The 16,877-nt window shown below is 73.2% G+C and carries 11 protein-coding genes; 4 read left to right on the forward strand and 7 right to left on the reverse strand.

The window, feature by feature from the left end; all coding sequences use genetic code 11:
* Positions 1–212 precede the first annotated feature (212 nt).
* Positions 213–959 (forward strand): PP2C family protein-serine/threonine phosphatase, encoded by a 747-nt coding sequence (locus tag ACFU95_RS06225; protein ID WP_383822482.1) that lies wholly within the window; start codon positions 213–215, stop codon positions 957–959.
* A gap of 24 nt (positions 960–983) precedes the next feature.
* Here ACFU95_RS06225 and ACFU95_RS06230 read toward each other — a convergent pair whose 3' ends face one another.
* A complete protein-coding gene (locus ACFU95_RS06230) occupies positions 984–1,988 on the reverse strand; it encodes a YbhN family protein (RefSeq protein ID WP_383822484.1) in 1,005 nt (334 codons plus the stop codon).
* A 329-nt stretch (positions 1,989–2,317) separates the two neighbouring features.
* Here ACFU95_RS06230 and ACFU95_RS06235 point away from each other — a divergent pair, with 329 nt between their 5' ends.
* On the forward strand, positions 2,318–3,811 hold the full coding sequence (locus ACFU95_RS06235; RefSeq protein WP_383822487.1) for a glycoside hydrolase family 3 N-terminal domain-containing protein: 1,494 nt from the start codon (positions 2,318–2,320) through the stop codon (positions 3,809–3,811).
* A 43-nt stretch (positions 3,812–3,854) separates the two neighbouring features.
* Here ACFU95_RS06235 and ACFU95_RS06240 read toward each other — a convergent pair whose 3' ends face one another.
* Positions 3,855–5,078: a glycosyl hydrolase gene (locus tag ACFU95_RS06240; protein WP_383822934.1), complete on the reverse strand. Its 1,224-nt coding sequence runs from the start codon at positions 5,076–5,078 to the stop codon at positions 3,855–3,857.
* Positions 5,079–5,169: 91 nt separating this feature from the next.
* Between ACFU95_RS06240 and ACFU95_RS06245 the strand changes: the two genes are divergently transcribed.
* The gene (locus ACFU95_RS06245; protein ID WP_383822489.1) at positions 5,170–6,189 is read left to right on the forward strand and encodes an N-acetylglucosamine kinase; all 1,020 of its coding nucleotides are present in this window, start codon (positions 5,170–5,172) and stop codon (positions 6,187–6,189) included.
* Positions 6,186–8,456 carry a glycoside hydrolase family 3 N-terminal domain-containing protein gene (locus tag ACFU95_RS06250; RefSeq protein ID WP_383822491.1) on the forward strand — a complete coding sequence of 757 codons (2,271 nt, stop codon included), beginning with the start codon at positions 6,186–6,188 and terminating at the stop codon, positions 8,454–8,456. Before ACFU95_RS06245 ends, ACFU95_RS06250 begins: the two co-directional genes overlap by 4 nt.
* Here ACFU95_RS06250 and ACFU95_RS06255 read toward each other — a convergent pair.
* The 5 genes from ACFU95_RS06255 to ACFU95_RS06275 form a co-directional block, all read right to left on the reverse strand.
* Entirely contained in the window at positions 8,420–9,298 is an 879-nt protein-coding gene (locus tag ACFU95_RS06255) for a carbohydrate ABC transporter permease (RefSeq protein WP_383822493.1), read from the reverse strand. The genes ACFU95_RS06250 and ACFU95_RS06255 overlap by 37 nt on opposite strands.
* Complete coding sequence (locus ACFU95_RS06260; protein ID WP_383822495.1) at positions 9,295–10,329, reverse strand: carbohydrate ABC transporter permease; 1,035 nt, start codon at positions 10,327–10,329, stop codon at positions 9,295–9,297. Before ACFU95_RS06260 ends, ACFU95_RS06255 begins: the two co-directional genes overlap by 4 nt.
* A gap of 2 nt (positions 10,330–10,331) precedes the next feature.
* Positions 10,332–11,705 carry an extracellular solute-binding protein gene (locus ACFU95_RS06265; RefSeq protein WP_383822498.1) on the reverse strand — a complete coding sequence of 458 codons (1,374 nt, stop codon included), beginning with the start codon at positions 11,703–11,705 and terminating at the stop codon, positions 10,332–10,334.
* Positions 11,706–11,847: 142 nt separating this feature from the next.
* On the reverse strand, positions 11,848–12,543 hold the full coding sequence (locus ACFU95_RS06270) for a peptidyl-prolyl cis-trans isomerase (RefSeq protein ID WP_383822501.1): 696 nt from the start codon (positions 12,541–12,543) through the stop codon (positions 11,848–11,850).
* Entirely contained in the window at positions 12,540–16,784 is a 4,245-nt protein-coding gene (locus ACFU95_RS06275; RefSeq protein ID WP_383822503.1) for an NEW3 domain-containing protein, read from the reverse strand. Before ACFU95_RS06275 ends, ACFU95_RS06270 begins: the two co-directional genes overlap by 4 nt.
* Positions 16,785–16,877: the final 93 nt, after the last annotated feature.

Here is a 16,877-nt window from a genome sequence, read left to right on the forward strand (position 1 = left end):
GCCCTCCTTCTACGACCCGAAGGGCACCGACGCGGTGGAGCTCATCGCGACCGGTCAGCGGTACCGCATCAACAGCATCTCGTTGCGGCTGACGGCGGACGAGGGCGGAGACGAGGGCTTTGCTGCGCTGGCACGCCGGATGCCGGTGTTCCTAGACTCGTAGGGGACGTCCGGCCCGGCCGTCAGTCCCCGCGGGAAGGCGGTGTGGCCGCATGCCGTACGTCGCAGTGAGTGCGATCAGCCATCCAGGACTGCTGCGCGAGCGGAACGAGGACAGTCTCGTCGTCGGACCGTGGACCCTGTGCGGCACCGTGACCGAGAATCCGCAGACCCTGATCTTCCCGCTGGGCACGCCCCTCGTCGTGGCCGTCGCCGACGGGCTCGGCGGGCATCCCGGCGGGGATGTGGCCAGTGCCCTGGTGGTGCGTCGGATCGCCTCGCTCGGCCCCGCCCTGAGCAGTGAGGTCGCCGTCCGTGACGCTCTGAACGTCTGCAACCGCGCCGTGTACCAGGCGGCCGGCGGCGATGAGGGAGGCGAGCTGAGCGCCATGGGGACCACGATCGCCGGAGTCGTCGTACAGCCCGACTCGGTCACGACGTTCAACGTGGGGGACAGCCGGGTCCTCGCGGCGTCGGGCGACGGGCTGCGCCAGCTGAGCGTCGACGACAGCCCTCCGCACCCGGCCGGGCACACCACCTCCCTCGTCACCCAGTGCCTGGGCGGCTCACCCACCTATCGCGCCGTCCATCCCCATGTCACGGCAGGACCCCTGACCCCCGGTGAGCGCTACCTCGTCTGCTCGGACGGGCTGACGGACCCGCTGCCGGAGGACGTACTGGACGAGATCCTGCGGGAGCACGACGACGGCCGGGCGGCCTTCGAGCTGTGGAAGGCCGCGATCGAGGCGGGCGGGCCCGACAACATCACGGTGGCGGTGGTGCGGGTCGCGCAGGAGTGAGGGTGGCGTGCCCGCCCAGGGGGATCAGAGGATCTTGCGCTGGACCATCACCGAGAGCACCAGCGCGCCCGGCAGCAGGGGAACCCAGACCGTCAGGACGCGGTAGCCGATGACGGTGGCCGCAGCCAGGCCCGTCGGCGCGCCGAAGGTGGTCATCGTGAACACCAGGGCCGCGTCGACGGGGCCGATGCCGCCGGGCGCGGGCACGGCGCCCACCGCCGTACTGGCGAGGAGGAGCGCGAGGGCCACCTGCGTCCAGGACAACGGCAGGCCGAGCGCGAAGCCGACCGAGGCGAGCACGCTCGCCTGGAGCAGCGGGGTGGCGGCGGCCCCGCCCCAGAGGGCGAGGACCCTGCCGGGGCGGGTGTGCAGGATCCGCGCGTCGGTCAGGGCGGTGCGCACGAAACCGAGGAGGGGGCGCCGTAGCGGTCGTACGGCTGTCACGAGCACGCCTGCGGTGACGAGGGCGGTCGCCACGCCTGCGGCGACCATGAGCGACGTCCGCTGGTCCGGGACGAGTTCGCCGAGGTACAGCAGCTCGGGGAAGGCGACTAGGAAGGCGAGCAGCACCAGCGTCTTCGCGATCGGTTTGACCAGGGAGTACAGGGCGAGTGAGGCGGTGGCCCGGGGCAAGGGTACGCCGCGGCCCTGGAGGAAGCGAAGGGTGACGGCGTGGGCGCCGAGGCCGGCCGGCAGCACCTGGTTGGCGGCGCCGGCGGCGAACTGCGACGCGAGCAGCAGGCCCGGCGGAAGCCGTTCCGGCAGGGCCCCTTGGCGGACGACCGCGGCGACCACCCAGCCCGTGCAGGTGAAGAAGAGACCGGCCAGCAGCCACCAGGGGTCGGCGGAGGCGAGCCGGGCGGCGCCGTCGCGGACGGTGTGCCAGTCAGCCACCGCCCACGCCCCGATCAGCAGGAGCGGGAGCAGGGGCAGCGCGTGGCGGGCGATGCGGGCGAGGGAGGGGAGGGGGGAAGGGGCGGGGCGGGCGGGCAGTGGTCCGGGGAGATCGCTGAGCGGGAGCGAGGACACGGCGCGGTCGTCCTTCCGCGTCCTCTCCGCGCGGACGCGGTGCGGACGGCTAGAGGGCGAGGCTGGAGGGGACGGAAGGAAACGTGCCCGCCCGGTATGACGCCGTGGTGTCCGCAAACCGAAGCGTCGTCGGCGGGCGGGCGACGTGACCGGGTGCGCCGGGGCGGCGGCCCGTTCCGGCTTCCGCCCGCGTCCCGCCCGCACCGCATCCAGTGCCCCGTCGTGCCGGGTCGGCGCAGCCGGGCTGCGGGGCCGGATCGGCGGTCCTGCTGAATCAGCGATCCACCAGGAGGTTGACTTTCGGCTGACCGAGCCAGAGCATTGCCGGGGTGAGCCACTTCGAGCATGTGTCCTCCAGGTCGACCGCACTCCCCGTCGACCTGGACGAGGCCGCCCACCGCTGTCTCGTCGCCGGGTTCGACGGCGCGACGAGCGTGCCGGACCAGCTCAAGGAGCTCATCGACCGCGGCCTCGGCGGAGTCATCCTCTTCACCCGCAACATCCGTGACGCGCGGCAGGTGCGCCGCCTCACGGACGAGCTGCGCGCGATACGCCCGGACCTCCTCGTCGCCATCGACAACGAGGGCGGCGGCATCGGCCACCTGGTCGCCGCAGGCGCCCCCGACGTCCCCGGCTCCTACGCCCTCGGCGTCGTCGACGACCCGAACCTCACCGCCCGCTGCGCCGACGCACTCGCCGGCCATCTGGCCACCCTCGGCATCACCGTCTCCTACGCCCCCGTGGCCGACCTCCAGCACCGGCCGGACAATCCGATCGTGCGCACCCGCTCCTTCGGCGCCGACCCCGAACTCGCCGCCCGCCATCTGCGTGCCTGGATCACCGCCACCGAGGCCCGCGGCATAGCCTCATGCGCCAAGCACTTCCCCGGCCACGGCGGCACCGTCACCGACAGCCACCACGGCATGGCCGTCGACCCGCGGCCGTACGACGAACTCCGCGTCGACCTCGAACCGTTCCGCGCGGCGATCGCCGCCGGAGTGCCGATGCTGATGAGTGCCCATGTCGTCTTCCCGGCCCTGGACCCGGGCCGCCCCGCCACGCTCAGCCGCCGCGTCCTGGGCGATCTGCTCCGCCACGACCTCGGCTTCGACGGCGTCCTCGTCAGCGACGCCCTGGAGATGAAGGCGATCGCCGACCAGTACGGCGAGGCGGCCGGCGCGCGGATCGCGCTCGCCGCCGGAGCGGACCAGGTGATCGTCGCCGTGGGGGACCTGAACGTCACCCTGGACTGCCGGGACGCCGTCCTCGACGCGCTGCGCACCGGAGTGCTCGACGAGGAGCGGATCGGGGAGGCCGCGGGACGGGTGCGGCGGCTCGCCGAGCGGTACGCGACCCCCGCCACCGTCGTCGCCGACTGGGACACGGGCGCCGGACTCGACGCCGCGCGCCGGGCCGTACGGAGCGGGGGCGTGCCGCCCGCCGTGCGCGGCGCCCATGTCGTCGACCTGTTCCCGCCGCCGCACCCCGCACTCAACTGGGGCGGCGAGGACCTGCTGAGCGGGATACGCGCCGTCGACCCCACGTCCACCGGCACGGCGGTCACCGGGGAACCGGCCGACCCCGCCGAACTCGTCGACGGCACGCTGCGGTGCTGTGGGGGCGCTCCGCTGGTCGTGGCCACCTGCGACGCCGCGCTGCATCCCTGGCAGGCCCGGCTGCGCGACGCCCTGCTGGAGCGGCGGCCGGACGCGATCCGGGTGGACACAGGGCTGCCGGAGGGCGGCACGCTCTGCTCGTACGGGCGGGGGCGGGTGAACCTGCGGGCGGTGGCCGAGGTGCTGGCGGGCGTCGCCGACAGCTGACGGCACCGACGGCCGCAGCGCGCCCGCCCTCCGGACACGACGCTCAGGACGGCCGTACGACCTCCTTGATCCCCCGGGCCGCCAGGTACCCGGCGTCCTCCGCCCGCGCGGCCAGGACCACCGCCGGGCGCGCTCCGTCGGCGCGCATCCGCATCCAGGACTCGAAGTAGGCACCGCCCGGACCGGACACCGAGCGGGTGCCGGGCGCGCAGTCCAGGAGCAGGGCGGTGTCGCGGGGCCGGGCGGAGGTGGCGGATCCGTCACGCAGGTCGGTGATGGTCTCGGCGAGCGCCTCGGCGATCGGCTTCGCGCGGCCCGCCGAGTCGAACAGGCCCAGTGTGTACTCCAGTTCCGGGAAGTCGGCCAGCGACCGGTCCACGTCGTGCGAGCACCACCAGGTCACCCCCCACAGCCCCGCGCACCCGGCCGCGTTGCGCACGGTCGCCCGCGCGAAGTCCGGGGCGTCGGCGGCCGGGATGTGCGGTTCGGGGGCGCCCGTCTCCTGGACCCAGACCGGACGCGCGGGGTCGGTGGCGTACGCCTTGGCCAGCTCGGTGCCGTACTCGGCGAGGTGCCGCACCTGCGGGGAGCGGGGGCCGTAGCGCTGGGCGCAGCCGCCGGAGAACACCCAGGGGTGGACGGTCGTCAGGTCGCCCTTGCGGGCCGATGCCTCGGGGGTGAAGGGGTGGTCGTCGCCGTACCAGGCCGCGTCGTAGGCGGAGTGCGTGACCAGGCCGCCGTCGGCGCCGAGTCCCTCGCGGGCCGCCGCCAGCAGGGTGTCGAGGTAGTGGTCCACCTCGTCGGCCGTCACCGGGTTGTGCTCGACCAGGTTGTTCAGCTCGTTGCCGAGCTGGAGGCCGATGAGGTTCGGGCGGCCGGCGAGCGCGCGGCCGAGGGTGCGCAGGAGGCCGGCCTGGGCCTCGATGGCCTCCGGGTCGGTGAACACGTTGCGGTGGTGCCAGCTGCGGGTCCACTCCGGGTAGAAGTCGAAGCTCGACAGATGGCCCTGGACGCCGTCCACCATGACGTCCAGACCGGCCTCGCCGGCCAGGTCGACCAGGCGCGCCAGCTGGTCGACCGCCTCGGTGCGCACGAGGGTGCGGTTCGGCTGGAGCAGTGGCCAGAGGTGGAAGACACGGACGTGGTCGAGGCCGAGGCCGGCTATCGCGTCCAGGTCGGCACGCGCGCGTGCCGGGTCGAAGTCGTGCCAGGAGTGGAACCAGCCGTGGCGGGGCGTGTAGTTGACGCCGAAGCGGAGCGGGTGGATGGGATCCTCCTCGGGCCGGGCGTGCCCGCACGGGGCTTGGCTGCCGTCTGTCTCTTGTCTGCTGCGAATGTATCAACCACCATGGGCGACGATGAATAGTGATTTGAACCAAACCTCGGTGTACGTCGTCGGCCTGGACGCCGGTGGCACCCGTACGCGTGCCGTCCTGGCGCCGGTGCGCGGCGGCGATCCCGAGGGCGAGGGCGTCTCCGGGCCCGGCAACGCTCTGACCGTGCCCGGCCCGCAGCTCACCGAGCACTTGGCCGAGGCCCTCGCGCAGGCCGTGCCGCAAGCGCTGCGCGACCGGGTGGTCGCGGTGGCGGCCGGGTTCGCGGGCGCCTCGCGCACCGCTCCCGACGAGCCGGGCCGGGTCAGGGCGCACGCCGCCCTCACCGTCGCGCTGCGCCGGCTGGGCATCGGCGTCGACTCGGTCGAGATCCACAGCGACATCGAGGCCGCGTTCGCCTCCGCGCCCGGTCACCCCGCCGACGGTCTCGCCCTGGTGGCGGGCACCGGCGCGGTCGCGGTGCGCGTCACGGCACGCGCGTGCACCGAGACCGCGGGCGGCGACGGCTGGTTGCTCGGCGACGACGGCAGCGGCTTCTGGATCGGGCGCGAGGCGGTACGGCTCGCGCTGCGCATGGCGGACGGCCGGGGCGGCCCGACGGCGCTGGCCGCGTCGGTCGGTCGGGCGCTGGGCGTACCGGAGGACGTCCTGCCGGGGGAGGCCGCGGACCCGCACGACACCGGAGCCTGGACCCGGGCCCGACGGGAGGCGTACCGCATGCACCTGCTTCCCGCCGTGATGGACCGGCCGCCGGTCCAGCTGGCCCGGCTCGCCCCGCTCGTCGCCGAAGCCGCCGCCCGGCACCGGGACGCCGTCGCCACCGGGATCCTCGAAACGGCCGCCGACCACCTCACCGGCACCGTCCGCGCCCTCGACCCCCGGCCCGGCGAGCGGATCGTCGCGACCGGCGGCCTGCTGGGCCCGGACGGACCGCTGACCGAACCCCTCACGGCCCGGCTCCGGCCTCTCGGGCTCACCCTCGACTGGGTCTCGGACGGCTCCCGGGGCGCCGTCGCCCTCGCCCGACTGGGGTGCCGGGCATGACCGCCTCCGCCGCACGGCCGCACAGCGCCGACGTCCCGCCCACCCCGCTCTACCGAGACCCCACCGCCCCGGTCGAGGCCCGGGTCCGCGACCTGCTCGCCCGCATGACCCTGCGCGAGAAGACGGGCCAGCTCAACCAGCGGATGTACGGCTGGGACGCCTACCGTCGCACCCTCGCCGGCGGCTTCGAACTCACCGACGCCCTGTACGCCGAGACCGACCGCTTCGAGGGGCTCGGCGCCCTCTACGGCCTCCAGCGCGCCGACGCCTGGTCCGGCGTCGACCACGGCGACGGGCCCGGCGCCGAGGACGGCGCGGCCCTCGCCGAGCTGGTGCAGCGGCATGTCGTCGAGCGCAGCCGGCTCGGCGTCCCCGCGCTGTTCGTCGAGGAGGTGCCGCACGGGCACATGGCGCTGGACGGCACGGTCCTGCCGGTCAATCTGGCCGCCGGCGCCACCTGGGACCCCGAGCTGTACGAACGCGCCGCCGCCCACGCCGCCGCCGAACTGCGGGCCCGCGGTGGCCACGTGGCCCTCGTCTCGGCGCTCGACATCGCCCGTGACCCCCGCTGGGGCCGCACCGAGGAGTGCTTCGGGGAGGACCCCTACCTCGCCGCCCGCTTCACCGAGGCCGTCGTGCGCGGCATGCAGGGCGGGCCCGCCGAGTACTTCGCCGCCGACAAGGCCCCCGTCGTCCTCAAGCACTTCGCCGGACAGGGCGCCACCGTCGGCGGCCGCAACTCCGCCGAGTCCGAGCTGGGCCCGCGGGAGCTGCACGAGATCCACCTCCCGGCCGCCCGCGCCGGAGTCCGCGCCGGGGCCGCCGCCGTGATGGCCGCGTACAACGAGGTGGACGGCCTGCCGTGCGCCGGGAACAGGGCCCTGCTCACCGAACTCCTCAGAGAGCGCTGGGGCTTCGAGGGGCTGGTCATGGCCGACGGTCTCGCGGTGGACCGGCTGGCCCGGATCACCGGCGACCATGTGTCCGCGGGCGCCCTCGCGCTCGACGCCGGTGTCGATCTGAGCCTCTGGGACGAGGGCTTCACGCATCTTCAGGAGGCGGTCGAGCGGGGGCTGGTGGCCGAGGGGGTCCTCGACGCCGCGGTCGCCCGCGTCCTGCGGCTGAAGTTCCGGCTGGGACTGTTCGACCGGCAGGGCGCCCCACCTCCCTTCCCGGCTCACGGCCGGGACGTGAGCACCCTCGTCGCCCGGGCCGCGGTCACCCTCCTCCACGACGACGGCGGGGTCCTGCCCATACCGGCGACCGTCTCCCGTGTCGCTGTCCTCGGCCCCCAGTCCGCCACCGCCGCCCACCAGTCGGGCGACTACACGGCGCCGCAGCGCCCCGGCACGGGAGTCAGCGTGCTCGACGGGCTGCGCCGTCTCGCGCCGCCCGGCCTCGACATCCGGCACGCCCCCGGCTGCGCCCTCACCGGCGGCGACCTCTCCGGCATCCCCGAGGCGGTCGCGGCAGCCGCCGCCTCCGACCTGGCCGTGGTGGTGCTGGGCGGCAGCAGCGCACGTACGCCCGACACGGAGTTCGACGCCAACGGGGCCGCCCGGACCGTCGTCTCCGAGATGACCTGCGGCGAGGGCGTCGATCTGGCCGGGCTGGGGCTGGGCAGGGCCCAGAACGCCCTGCTGGAGGCCGTCACCGCGACCGGGACGCCGACCGTGGTCGTGCTGGTCCAGGGCCGTCCGCATGTCGTGCCCGCCACCGGAGCCGCGCTGCTCACCGCCTGGTACCCGGGCCCCTGGGGCGGCGAGGCGATCGCCGAGGTGCTGCTCGGGCTGGCCGAACCCGTCGGCCGGCTGCCGGTCTCGGTGCCGCGCTCCGCGGCCCAGCTCCCCGTCTACTACAACCACAAGGACACCGAGTACGGCGGCTATGTGGACGAGGACGCCGAGCCGCTCTACTCCTTCGGGCACGGCCTGTCGTACACGAGCTTCGCGTACGGCCCACCGCGGCTGTCGGGGCGCACCGTCGAGGTCGAGATCACCAACACCGGGCAGCGCCCCGGCCGTTCCGTCGCCCAGCTGTACCTGCGCCGGCTGCGGACCCCCGTGTGGCCGCGCACGCTGGAGCTGTGCGGCTTCCAGGCCGTCGACCTGGCGCCGGGCGAGACCCGCACGGTCGCGTTCCCGCTCGGCGCCGACCTGCCCGGCAGGGGCACGGTGGTCGAGTTCCGCGTCGCGCGCTCGGCGCGGGCGGCACTGACCGCCGTACCGACTCAGAGCTTGACGGCCCCCGACGAGACCCCCTTGTAGAACCACCGCTGTGTGATCACGAACAGCACCAGCACCGGGATCACCGAGATGACCGACCCCGCCATCACCAGCCGCTGGTCGTAGCCGAACGACGACGACGAGAGGCGGGACAGCCCCAGCGTGAGGGTGAAGTGGTCCTCGGTGCGCAGCACGATCAGCGGCCACAGGAAGTCGTCCCAGGCGCTGATGAAGGTGTTGATGGTGACGACCAGGATCGCGCCGTACGCGGAGGGCAGGTACAGGTACCGGAACCGCTTCCACTCGCCCGCGCCGTCCAGCATGGCCGCGTCCTCGATCTCGCGCGGGACGGCGAGGAACGCGGCCCGCATGATGAGGACGTTGATCGCGGCGACGAAGCCGGGCAGCCAGACGCCGACCAGGTTGTCGACCAGGCCCATGTCCCGGATGCTCAGGAACAGCGACACCATGATCGACTCGAACGGGAACATCATGGACGCCATCAGGACGACCCAGACCAGCTTGCGGCCCTTCCAGCCGGGCTTGGAGAGCATGTAGCCGGCCATGGTGGAGAAGACCAGCTGGCTGGTGATGGAGATGACCGCGACGAACAGGCTGTTGCGGATGTACGTCCACACCGGGACCTGGTCGAAGACCTGCTCGTAGGCCCGCAGGGTGGGATGGCGCGGGATCAGGGAGGCGCCGGCGCCGAAGACGTCTTCGGTGGGGCCCTTGAGCGACGACAGCACCTGCCACACCAGCGGGCCCACGGTGATGAACAGGACGAACACCAACAGCAGGTAGCGGACGACCAGTTCGCGCGGGCGGCCGTAGTCCCGCCAGCGCGGCATCAGGCGCCGGTTCTTCTCGACGGCCGTGGTCATCCCTCGTCCTCCTTCGTCAGGCGCTGCGCGAGCAGGGTGAGGCCCAGGGTCAGGGCGAACAGGGCGACGCTGACCGCGGCGCCGTAGCCGGCGTTGCCGGTGAGCGGGTCGAGGCCGACGTCCCGGATGTAGAAGGGGAGCGTGCGGTCGGCGCCGCCGGGGCCGCCGGTGGAGCCGCCGAGCATGTAGATCTCGGTGAAGACCCGCAGCGAGCCGATGCCGGTGAGAGTGCCGACCAGCATCATCGACTGGCGCACGCCGGGCACGGTGATGTGCCAGAAGCGGCGGATCGCGCCCGCCCCGTCGACGGCCGCGGCCTCGTGGAGTTCCTTCGGCACGTTCCCCAGCGCGGCCAGGTAGAAGATCATGTACCAGCCGAGGCCCTTCCACAGGGTCAGGCCCATCGCCGACAGCAGGATCAGCCACGAGTCGGACAGGAACGGGATCGCCTCGCGGATGATGTGGGCCTTCTGCAGCCAGGTGTTGACCAGGCCCTGGTCGCTCAACAGCCACTGCCAGCTCAGGCCCACGACCACGCTGGAGGCGAGGACCGGGGTGTAGAAGGCGGAGCGGAAGAAGCCGATGCCCGGGAGGTTCCGCTCCACCAGGATCGCGAGCAGCAGCGGCAGCAGGACCATCAGCGGGACGACGATCACCGCGTACAGCACGCTGTTGCGGGTCGCCAGCCAGAAGTCCGAATCCCCCAGCATCCGGGTGTAGTTGTCCAGGCCCACCATGTCGTACGCGCCGCCGAGCGGCTTGGCGTCGGTGAAGGAGACCAGGAGCGTGTTGAGGAACGGGAACACCCCGAAGACCGTCGTGCCGACGATCGCCGGGAGCATCCACAGCCAGGGCAGCCACCAGCGGCGGTAGAGCGCCGCGCCCCCCGCGTCCGCCGTCGGGCCGGGCGTGACGGAGCGGAGGGCGCGGCGCAGGCGCCCCGGCGGTGGTTCGGGTACGGAGCCGGGGCGGGGGGCGCCCGCCCCGAGGGGAGCGGGAACGGGCGCCTGGTCCACGGTGTGCTGAGCCATCGTCAGCTGCCCTGCTTGATCAGCTCGTTGCCCTTGGACTGGGCGTCCTCAAGGGCGTCCTCGGCACTCTTCTTGCCCTGCATGGCCAGCTGGATCTGGGCCGAGATGGCGTTCAGCTCGCCCGGAGTGAGGGCGATCTCGTCCGCCGTGGCGGTCTTGCGGTCGCTGGCCACGATCTTCCGGGCCTCGGCGAAGGGGTCCGTGCCCTTGACCGACTGGAAGAACGGGTCGTCCAGCGAGGCCGTGGTCGAGGGGAAGATGACCACGTTGGGGTCCTTCGCCCACTGAAGCTGGTTCTTCGCGTTGGTCAGGAACTGCGCGAAGGACAGCGCGGTCGTCGCGTTCTTGCTGGTGGAGGCGACGCCTATGTACTGCGGGGCGCCGACGGTGTGGCCGAGGTCGTCCAGCATGAAGCGGGCGACGCCGGACTTCTTGTAGACGGTCGGGTTGTTCTGCTGGATGAACCGCAGGAAGTTGGGGTTGGTGGGCCCGTAGACGAGCTTGCCCTGGCCGTAGACGTTGGCCGGGTCCTGCGTGGAGGAGAGGGAGTCGCGGGGCATCCCGCCGGCCTTGTAGAGCTTGGTCATGGCCTCGACCCACCGCACGGTCTTCGGGTCGTCGGCGAAGGTGAACGACTTGCCGTCGGCCGAGAAGATCTTGATGCCCATCTGCTGCCAGTCGGCCGGGATGCGCAGCTGCGGGTTGGCGAGGAAGGCGTAGTACTTGCCGCCCGATGCCTTGGCCACCTTCTCGGCGTCCTCGAACAGGCCGAGGACGGTCGTCGGAGGTTTGGCCGGGTCCAGGCCCGCCTTCTTCATCAGCTCGGTGTTGAAGGTCTGCACGATGCCGCCGGAGTACCAGGGCAGCACGCTGTGCACCTTGGTGCCCGAGGCGTCCGCGTACAGGCTCGACTTCCACAGCGCGGGGACGAACGGGCCGCCCGCGTCCGGCGCCTTCTTGTCCAGGTCGAGCAGGTAGCCGTTCTTGGTGAGCGCGATCGCCGTGTTGACGTTGATGTTCACCACGTCCGGCAGGGTGCAGCCCTGCGCGTCGGCGACCAGGCGCTGGGTGAAGGTGGCGTCGCCCGGGTCGTCGATCCACTTCACCTTGGCGTCCGGGTGGGCCTTCTCGAAGGCGGCGATGACGCCGTTGAAGTAGTCGCCGAAGTCCTTCTTCAGATTGGTCGTCTGGAAGGTGATGTCGCCCTTGACGTCCCCGGTGAGCGCCCCCGACCCGACGTTCGCCTTGTCGACCTTGCAGCCGCCGGCCGTGGCCTCGCCGTCGTCGGAGCCGCCGCCGGAGAGGCCGCAGCCGGCGGCCGCGAGTGCCAGGGCGAGGAAACATGCCAGGGATCCGGGAAGTCTGCTTGCGCGCATGGGTGCCCTCCTGCGGCGGACCGAGCCGTCTGGGTCGCTGGTGTTCGCTGGTTCAAATCACCAACTTGGACTCTGATTGATGAAAAGGTGGACCAGAATTCATCGGAGGTCAATGGTTTGCCGGGTTGCTTTTCCGTTCCGTTCAGTGCCGGTGCTCGTGGTCCGGGTGGGACGGGTCGCCGGGGTGCTCGTGCCCGTGGGCGTACTCCACGCCGGTCCGAGCCTGGTCCAGCCAGCCGAAGAAGGCCCAGCGGCCGGCCGCCTGCCGTAGCTCGTGCTCGATGGCGGGGCGCGTGCGCTCGTAGGGCAGGAAGTCGGCGGGTGTGGCCGCGGGGTCGTAGGGGTCCACGCCCCGCCTGAGTGCGGCCGGGGTGAGGTAGCGGTCCCGGTTGCGGTCGTAGTAGTCGCGTATCGCCGCCTCGGGGATGTGCTGCTCGGCTTCCAGGTGGCTGAGCAGGGTGCGCGCGGCGGGGGAGTGGGCCAGGGCGACGGCGATGATGCTGCCGAGGTCGGCCACGGTGCGCTCCGCGGGTGGGGCCGTGAGGGGTGGTTCGTCGGGTGCGGCGCTGTGGAGGCTGGTCGCGCCCCGCGGCGGAGCCGCATCTCGATACGGCCCCGCGCCCCTGGGGGGCGTTGCCGAGCCGTGCGCCGCGCACGCCTGGCGGGCCAGCTCGTCGATCACCACCACCTGGGTTGCCCAGCGACGGCGTTGGCGCTCGGCCCTTGCCAGTGACTCGGGGCGGGTCTCTGGGTCGCGGGGAGGGACGGCTTCGAGGAAGGCGTCCACGCGGGACCTGGGGACTGCCTGGCCGTGGACCAGGGCGGCGTGCTCGCTCACTCCGTCACCTCCAGCACGACCGCCTCCGTGTAGGCGACGCAGCCGTGCCGGCCGACCTTCGCCATCAGCCAGTACGAACCCGGCGGCACCGCCCCGCCGTCCACCTCGATCGCGCATTCCAACTGCTCGCCGCCGGGCACCGTGAACCCCTGGATGCCGGGGGTCACGCCCGTCCAGGTGCCCCAGGAGGACACGGCCCAGAGCGTGCCGCTGACCGGGCCCCGGGTCGGGTTGCGCAGGGTCACCGGAACCCGGACGCGTTCACCCCGGCGTACGCTCACCCGCTCGACTCCCAGCTCGGTCACGAGTGAGGGGCCCGGCGCCCCGTCCGGCACGTCCAGCGCCACCACGTCCTCGTACGTCTGCCCGCCGTACGGCAGCCGGGCGGCGAGCCAGTGCCGCCCCGGCTCGGCGCCGGGCGGTGGTGTCACCGTGACCTCGGCCACCGTGAACCCGCCGGGGCCCAGGGCGTAGGGCAGTTCGGGCGGCTCGACGGACCAGCCGGGCGGGACGTGCAGGCTCACCGTGCCCGACACCGGGGCGTCGGTCAGCTCCGAGCCGACCCGGACCGTCGCCGTGACCGGACCGCCGGAGAGCGTGAGCGTGGCCGGGGAGACGTAGACCGCGACCGGCAGGTTGCCGCGCGGGGCGGGGCCGGAGTTGTGGAGCCAGTAGCGGGTGGGGACGGGCTGCGCGGGCTCGTGCGCGGCGACGCCCTGGCCGGGTGCCGTCTCCGCGTCCGTCGTGGCGAGGACGGTCGCCACCTCGAAGCCGGTCAGGTCAAGGTCCAGTGCCCCCTGGTCGCCGGGCGCCAGCGGCTCCCCGCGCCTCTCCAGCACGTCCGCCCGCGCGCCGTCCGTCCACGCGCGTGGCCCGCGCACCCGCGCCCGCACCGGCCGCCCGTTCACCTCGTGCACCCGCACGACGACCCCGCGCCCGGGATCCGCCGTCGCCACGCTTCCCCGGGCGAGCGGCGACCCGACCGGCTTGAGGGCGTCGAGCAGGACCTCGCCGGAGGGTTCGAGGCCCAGCAGCACGGCCTTCCTGGGCAGCACCGCGTCCTCGGACGCCGTCCGCCGCACCCGTCCCGTCAGCGGATGGTTGAAGGCGTGTCCCGCCTGCGGCAGCCGCAGCTCCCGCCAGTCGCCCGCGCCCGCGACCACGGCGTACTCGAACGTGTGGGACCAGCGCTGGAGCTGGAAGGCGGAGCCGTCGGGAGCCGTGCGCCGGGGCGGGTCCACCCAGATGCCGGAGGGCCAGCCCGTGCAGGAGCGCATCAGGGACATGTAGAGGTCGCCGGACGAGGTCACCACACACCCGGGCGTTCCGCGGTTCAGGACCGCGAAGCTGCGCCCGTCCCAGGCGTCCCCCGGCGGCAGCGCCTCGCCGCCCCCCGCCGCCGTGGCCCCGACGACCGCGTCGTCCAGGTCGGCGATCAGCGCGTCCACGGCCTTGGCGTCGTCCTCGGGCCGGGCGCCCGCCACCACCAGCAGCGGCAGCCGCTCCAGGTCGCGCAGGTCGGCGCCGGGCACCCACTCCTCCCGCAGGGAGGCGCGCGGTGCGACCCAGACGGCGGCCACCCCCCGTTCGGCGAGCTGGCGCCGCAGTTCGCGCCCCGCCGCCGGGTCCCAGCCGAGGGCCTCGGCGACCACGGAGTTGCGCTCGGGCGCGCCGACCGCGATCCGGATGTCGGGCAGGTTGGAGTCGATCTCCAGGTCGCCGTAGCGCGGGCCGCCGGCGATCGTCGAGGTCGCGGTCACACCCACGCGCACCAGGGCCGCCGCGAGCGCGGTGCCCAGCTCACCGGCGTCGTCCCAGGACGCGTACACCAGCTCGGCGACACCGATGGACCGTTCGCCCAGGTGCCCGCCGGAGCCGTCGGCGACCGCGACCCGCGCGGTGGACCCCAGCCCGAACCAGGTGTTGGCCGGATTGTCCAGCGTCCACGGGAACCGCTCGCTGTCCACCTCCACGAACCCGAACCCGCGCCCGATCACCGCGTCGGCCACCTCGTGCACCGGCAGCCCGCCGCGCACGTCGCAGGGCCAGCGGACCCGGATCAGACGGTCGGCACCGTCGTAGCCGTCGACGGTCGTCGTGACGTCCAGGCGGTCGACGCCCTTCCAGAGCGTGAGCCGCTGCGTGTAGCGGAAGAGGCCGAGGTCGGCGCGGACGGTGATCCGGGATCCGGCGGGGGAGTGCTCGACATCGATGTCCGCCGTGACGTCCCGGCTGCGGGCTGCGGTCGTGCCGGTCGGCGTGAGGTGCCAGGGGCCCTCGCCGAAACGGGGGTGTCTCGGGTACTCCTCCTGTACGACCAGCTCGTTGCCGATGTCGCCGGGGCGCAGGAGTTCCCGGCCGCCCTCCGGCAGGGCCCGCAGGCTGCTGACGGCGCCGCCGCGCGCGGGATCGACCGTGACCTCGTAGAACTCGTTGCGGATGGTGGTGGCGCCCTCGTCGGGCGTCCACCCGGGGACGGTCCCGTCGGCGAGCGGGAGCGCCTTGAGGCCCATGCCGGGCACCTGCGGTACGACGACACGGAGTTCGCCGTCCTCCCGTACGGCGGGCAGGGGCAGGCCGGTGTCGTCCAGCGGGACGAGTCCCGGGTCCTCGACGGCCAGGACGTCCCGCCGCTCCCAGGTCGCCGCGTTGAAGACCACCAGGTCCGGTGTGCCGCCCGGCAGGGGGGCGACCCGGTGGGCCAGGGCGTCGGTCGCGTCGGCGTGCACGGCCCCGGCCAGGTCGTACAGCTCCCGCCAGCCGGTCAGCAGGTCGATGTAGACCTGGTCGGACTCCGAGCCGGTGATGGCGTCGTGGTGGGCGCCGTAGATCAGCTGCCGCCATGCCTTGTCGAGTGCCGCGTCCGGATAGGGGTGGCCGGTGACCAGCGAGGCGAGCGTCGCCCAGGCCTCCGCGTCCGCGAGCAGCGTCTCGCCGTGGCGCTGGGCCTGCTTGGTGTCGATGTAGGAGACGTCCTTGCCGGTGTAGACCGGGTTCATGTCCCGCGTCTGCGGGGACGCCTTGCGGCCCTCGGCGTCCAGCTGCGCGCGGACGGCGGCGAAGAAGTCCCGGGGGATCCCGCTGACGAAGCGCGGCCAGACGTAACGGGCGTTCCAGTCCCGGTGGATGCCCATCACCCAGCGGCACGGCGGCGCGTAGTCACCGCCGACCGGGAGCAGCACGTTGCGGGTGAGCGCGACCTGCTTCAGCCCCTTGAACAGCTTGAGCGCGGCCGCCTCCGCCTCGGGCAGGTTCGGCGCGTTGTCGATCGCCCAGCCGGCGCCGTAGTGGTTGACCATGTAGGCGGTCAGCAGTCCGCGCCCGGACGGGGCGATCCAGCTGAACTCCGCCGGGAACTGCATCCGGTTCGGGTCCCGCGGCTCCTCGCCGAACACGGAGAGGGTCGGCCCCCACTGGTGGAACGGCCCGCGCGCCCAGGAGCTGGAGCTGACCCCCGCGTCCGCCATCAGCCCGGGGAACTGCGGATCGTGCCCGAACGCGTCCAGCTGCCAGGCCGTCTCCGGCGACGCCCCGATGATCCCGCGCTGGAAGCCGTCGCCGTACAGGGCGTTGCGTACGGTCGCCTCGGCGCCGGTGAGGTTGGTGTTCGGCTCGTTGTAGGTGCCGCCCATGATCTCGACGCGGCCGGTGCGGATCAGCTGGCGCAGGAAGGCGCGCTCCTCCGGGAAGGCGTCCCAGTACGGCTTGAGGTAGTCGACCTCCGCGAGCACGAAGGTGTACGCCGGGTCGCGCCGCGCCAGATCGCAGTGGGCGCGGACCAGGCTCATGCCCGACTGGCCGCGTGAGTCGAAGGTGCGGGCGGGCAGTCCGGTGGTGGCGGGGTCGTCGGCGACGTCCCAGGTCTCGGTGTAGGCGGCCTGGGTGTTCCACCAGACGGGGTCGTAGTGGAAGTGGCTGACCATGAACATGGTCCAGCCCGGTTCGGCGGCCGTGAACGCGGCGGAGTGCTCGGCAGCGCGCGCCGGGTCGTCGGCGTCCTCGGCCGTGACCCTGATGTGCGTGCGGTCGCCGGGGGCCAGGTCGGTCGTCACCGGTATCTCGGCGCGTACGGTGCCGTCGTCCCCCGCGGTCGCCTCGGCGGTGCCGTGGACGCCCGGTCCCTCGACGGTGAGGCGGACCGCGCGGCCCGGGTCATGTCCGATCTCGACGGCCACCACCTGGTGCGGCTGGTCCTCGGAACCGACGAAGAGCTCGGTCGGCTCGACAGAGATGACGCGCATGGGGCTCCTACGAGTGCTCGTGGGGAGCCCCATCCTGGCGCAACGGGATGATTCAAACAACCACCTATATGGTTCTCAGGTGGTTCATCCATA

Origin of the sequence: Streptomyces sp. NPDC057623 (genome assembly GCF_042800355.1) — a bacterium.
GTDB lineage: Bacteria > Actinomycetota > Actinomycetes > Streptomycetales > Streptomycetaceae > Streptomyces.

What these genes read in the sequence shown, in the direction of transcription:
- ACFU95_RS06225 (WP_383822482.1), top strand. Translation starts at nt 213, where the DNA reads ATGCCGTACGTCGCAGTGAGTGCGATCAGCCATCCAGGACTGCTGCGC.
- ACFU95_RS06245 (WP_383822489.1), top strand. Translation starts at nt 5,170, where the DNA reads ATGAATAGTGATTTGAACCAAACCTCGGTGTACGTCGTCGGCCTGGAC.
- ACFU95_RS06250 (WP_383822491.1), top strand. Translation starts at nt 6,186, where the DNA reads ATGACCGCCTCCGCCGCACGGCCGCACAGCGCCGACGTCCCGCCCACC.
- ACFU95_RS06255 (WP_383822493.1), bottom strand. Translation starts at nt 9,298, where the DNA reads ATGACCACGGCCGTCGAGAAGAACCGGCGCCTGATGCCGCGCTGGCGG.
- ACFU95_RS06260 (WP_383822495.1), bottom strand. Translation starts at nt 10,329, where the DNA reads ATGGCTCAGCACACCGTGGACCAGGCGCCCGTTCCCGCTCCCCTCGGG.
- ACFU95_RS06265 (WP_383822498.1), bottom strand. Translation starts at nt 11,705, where the DNA reads ATGCGCGCAAGCAGACTTCCCGGATCCCTGGCATGTTTCCTCGCCCTG.
- ACFU95_RS06275 (WP_383822503.1), bottom strand. Translation starts at nt 16,784, where the DNA reads ATGCGCGTCATCTCTGTCGAGCCGACCGAGCTCTTCGTCGGTTCCGAG.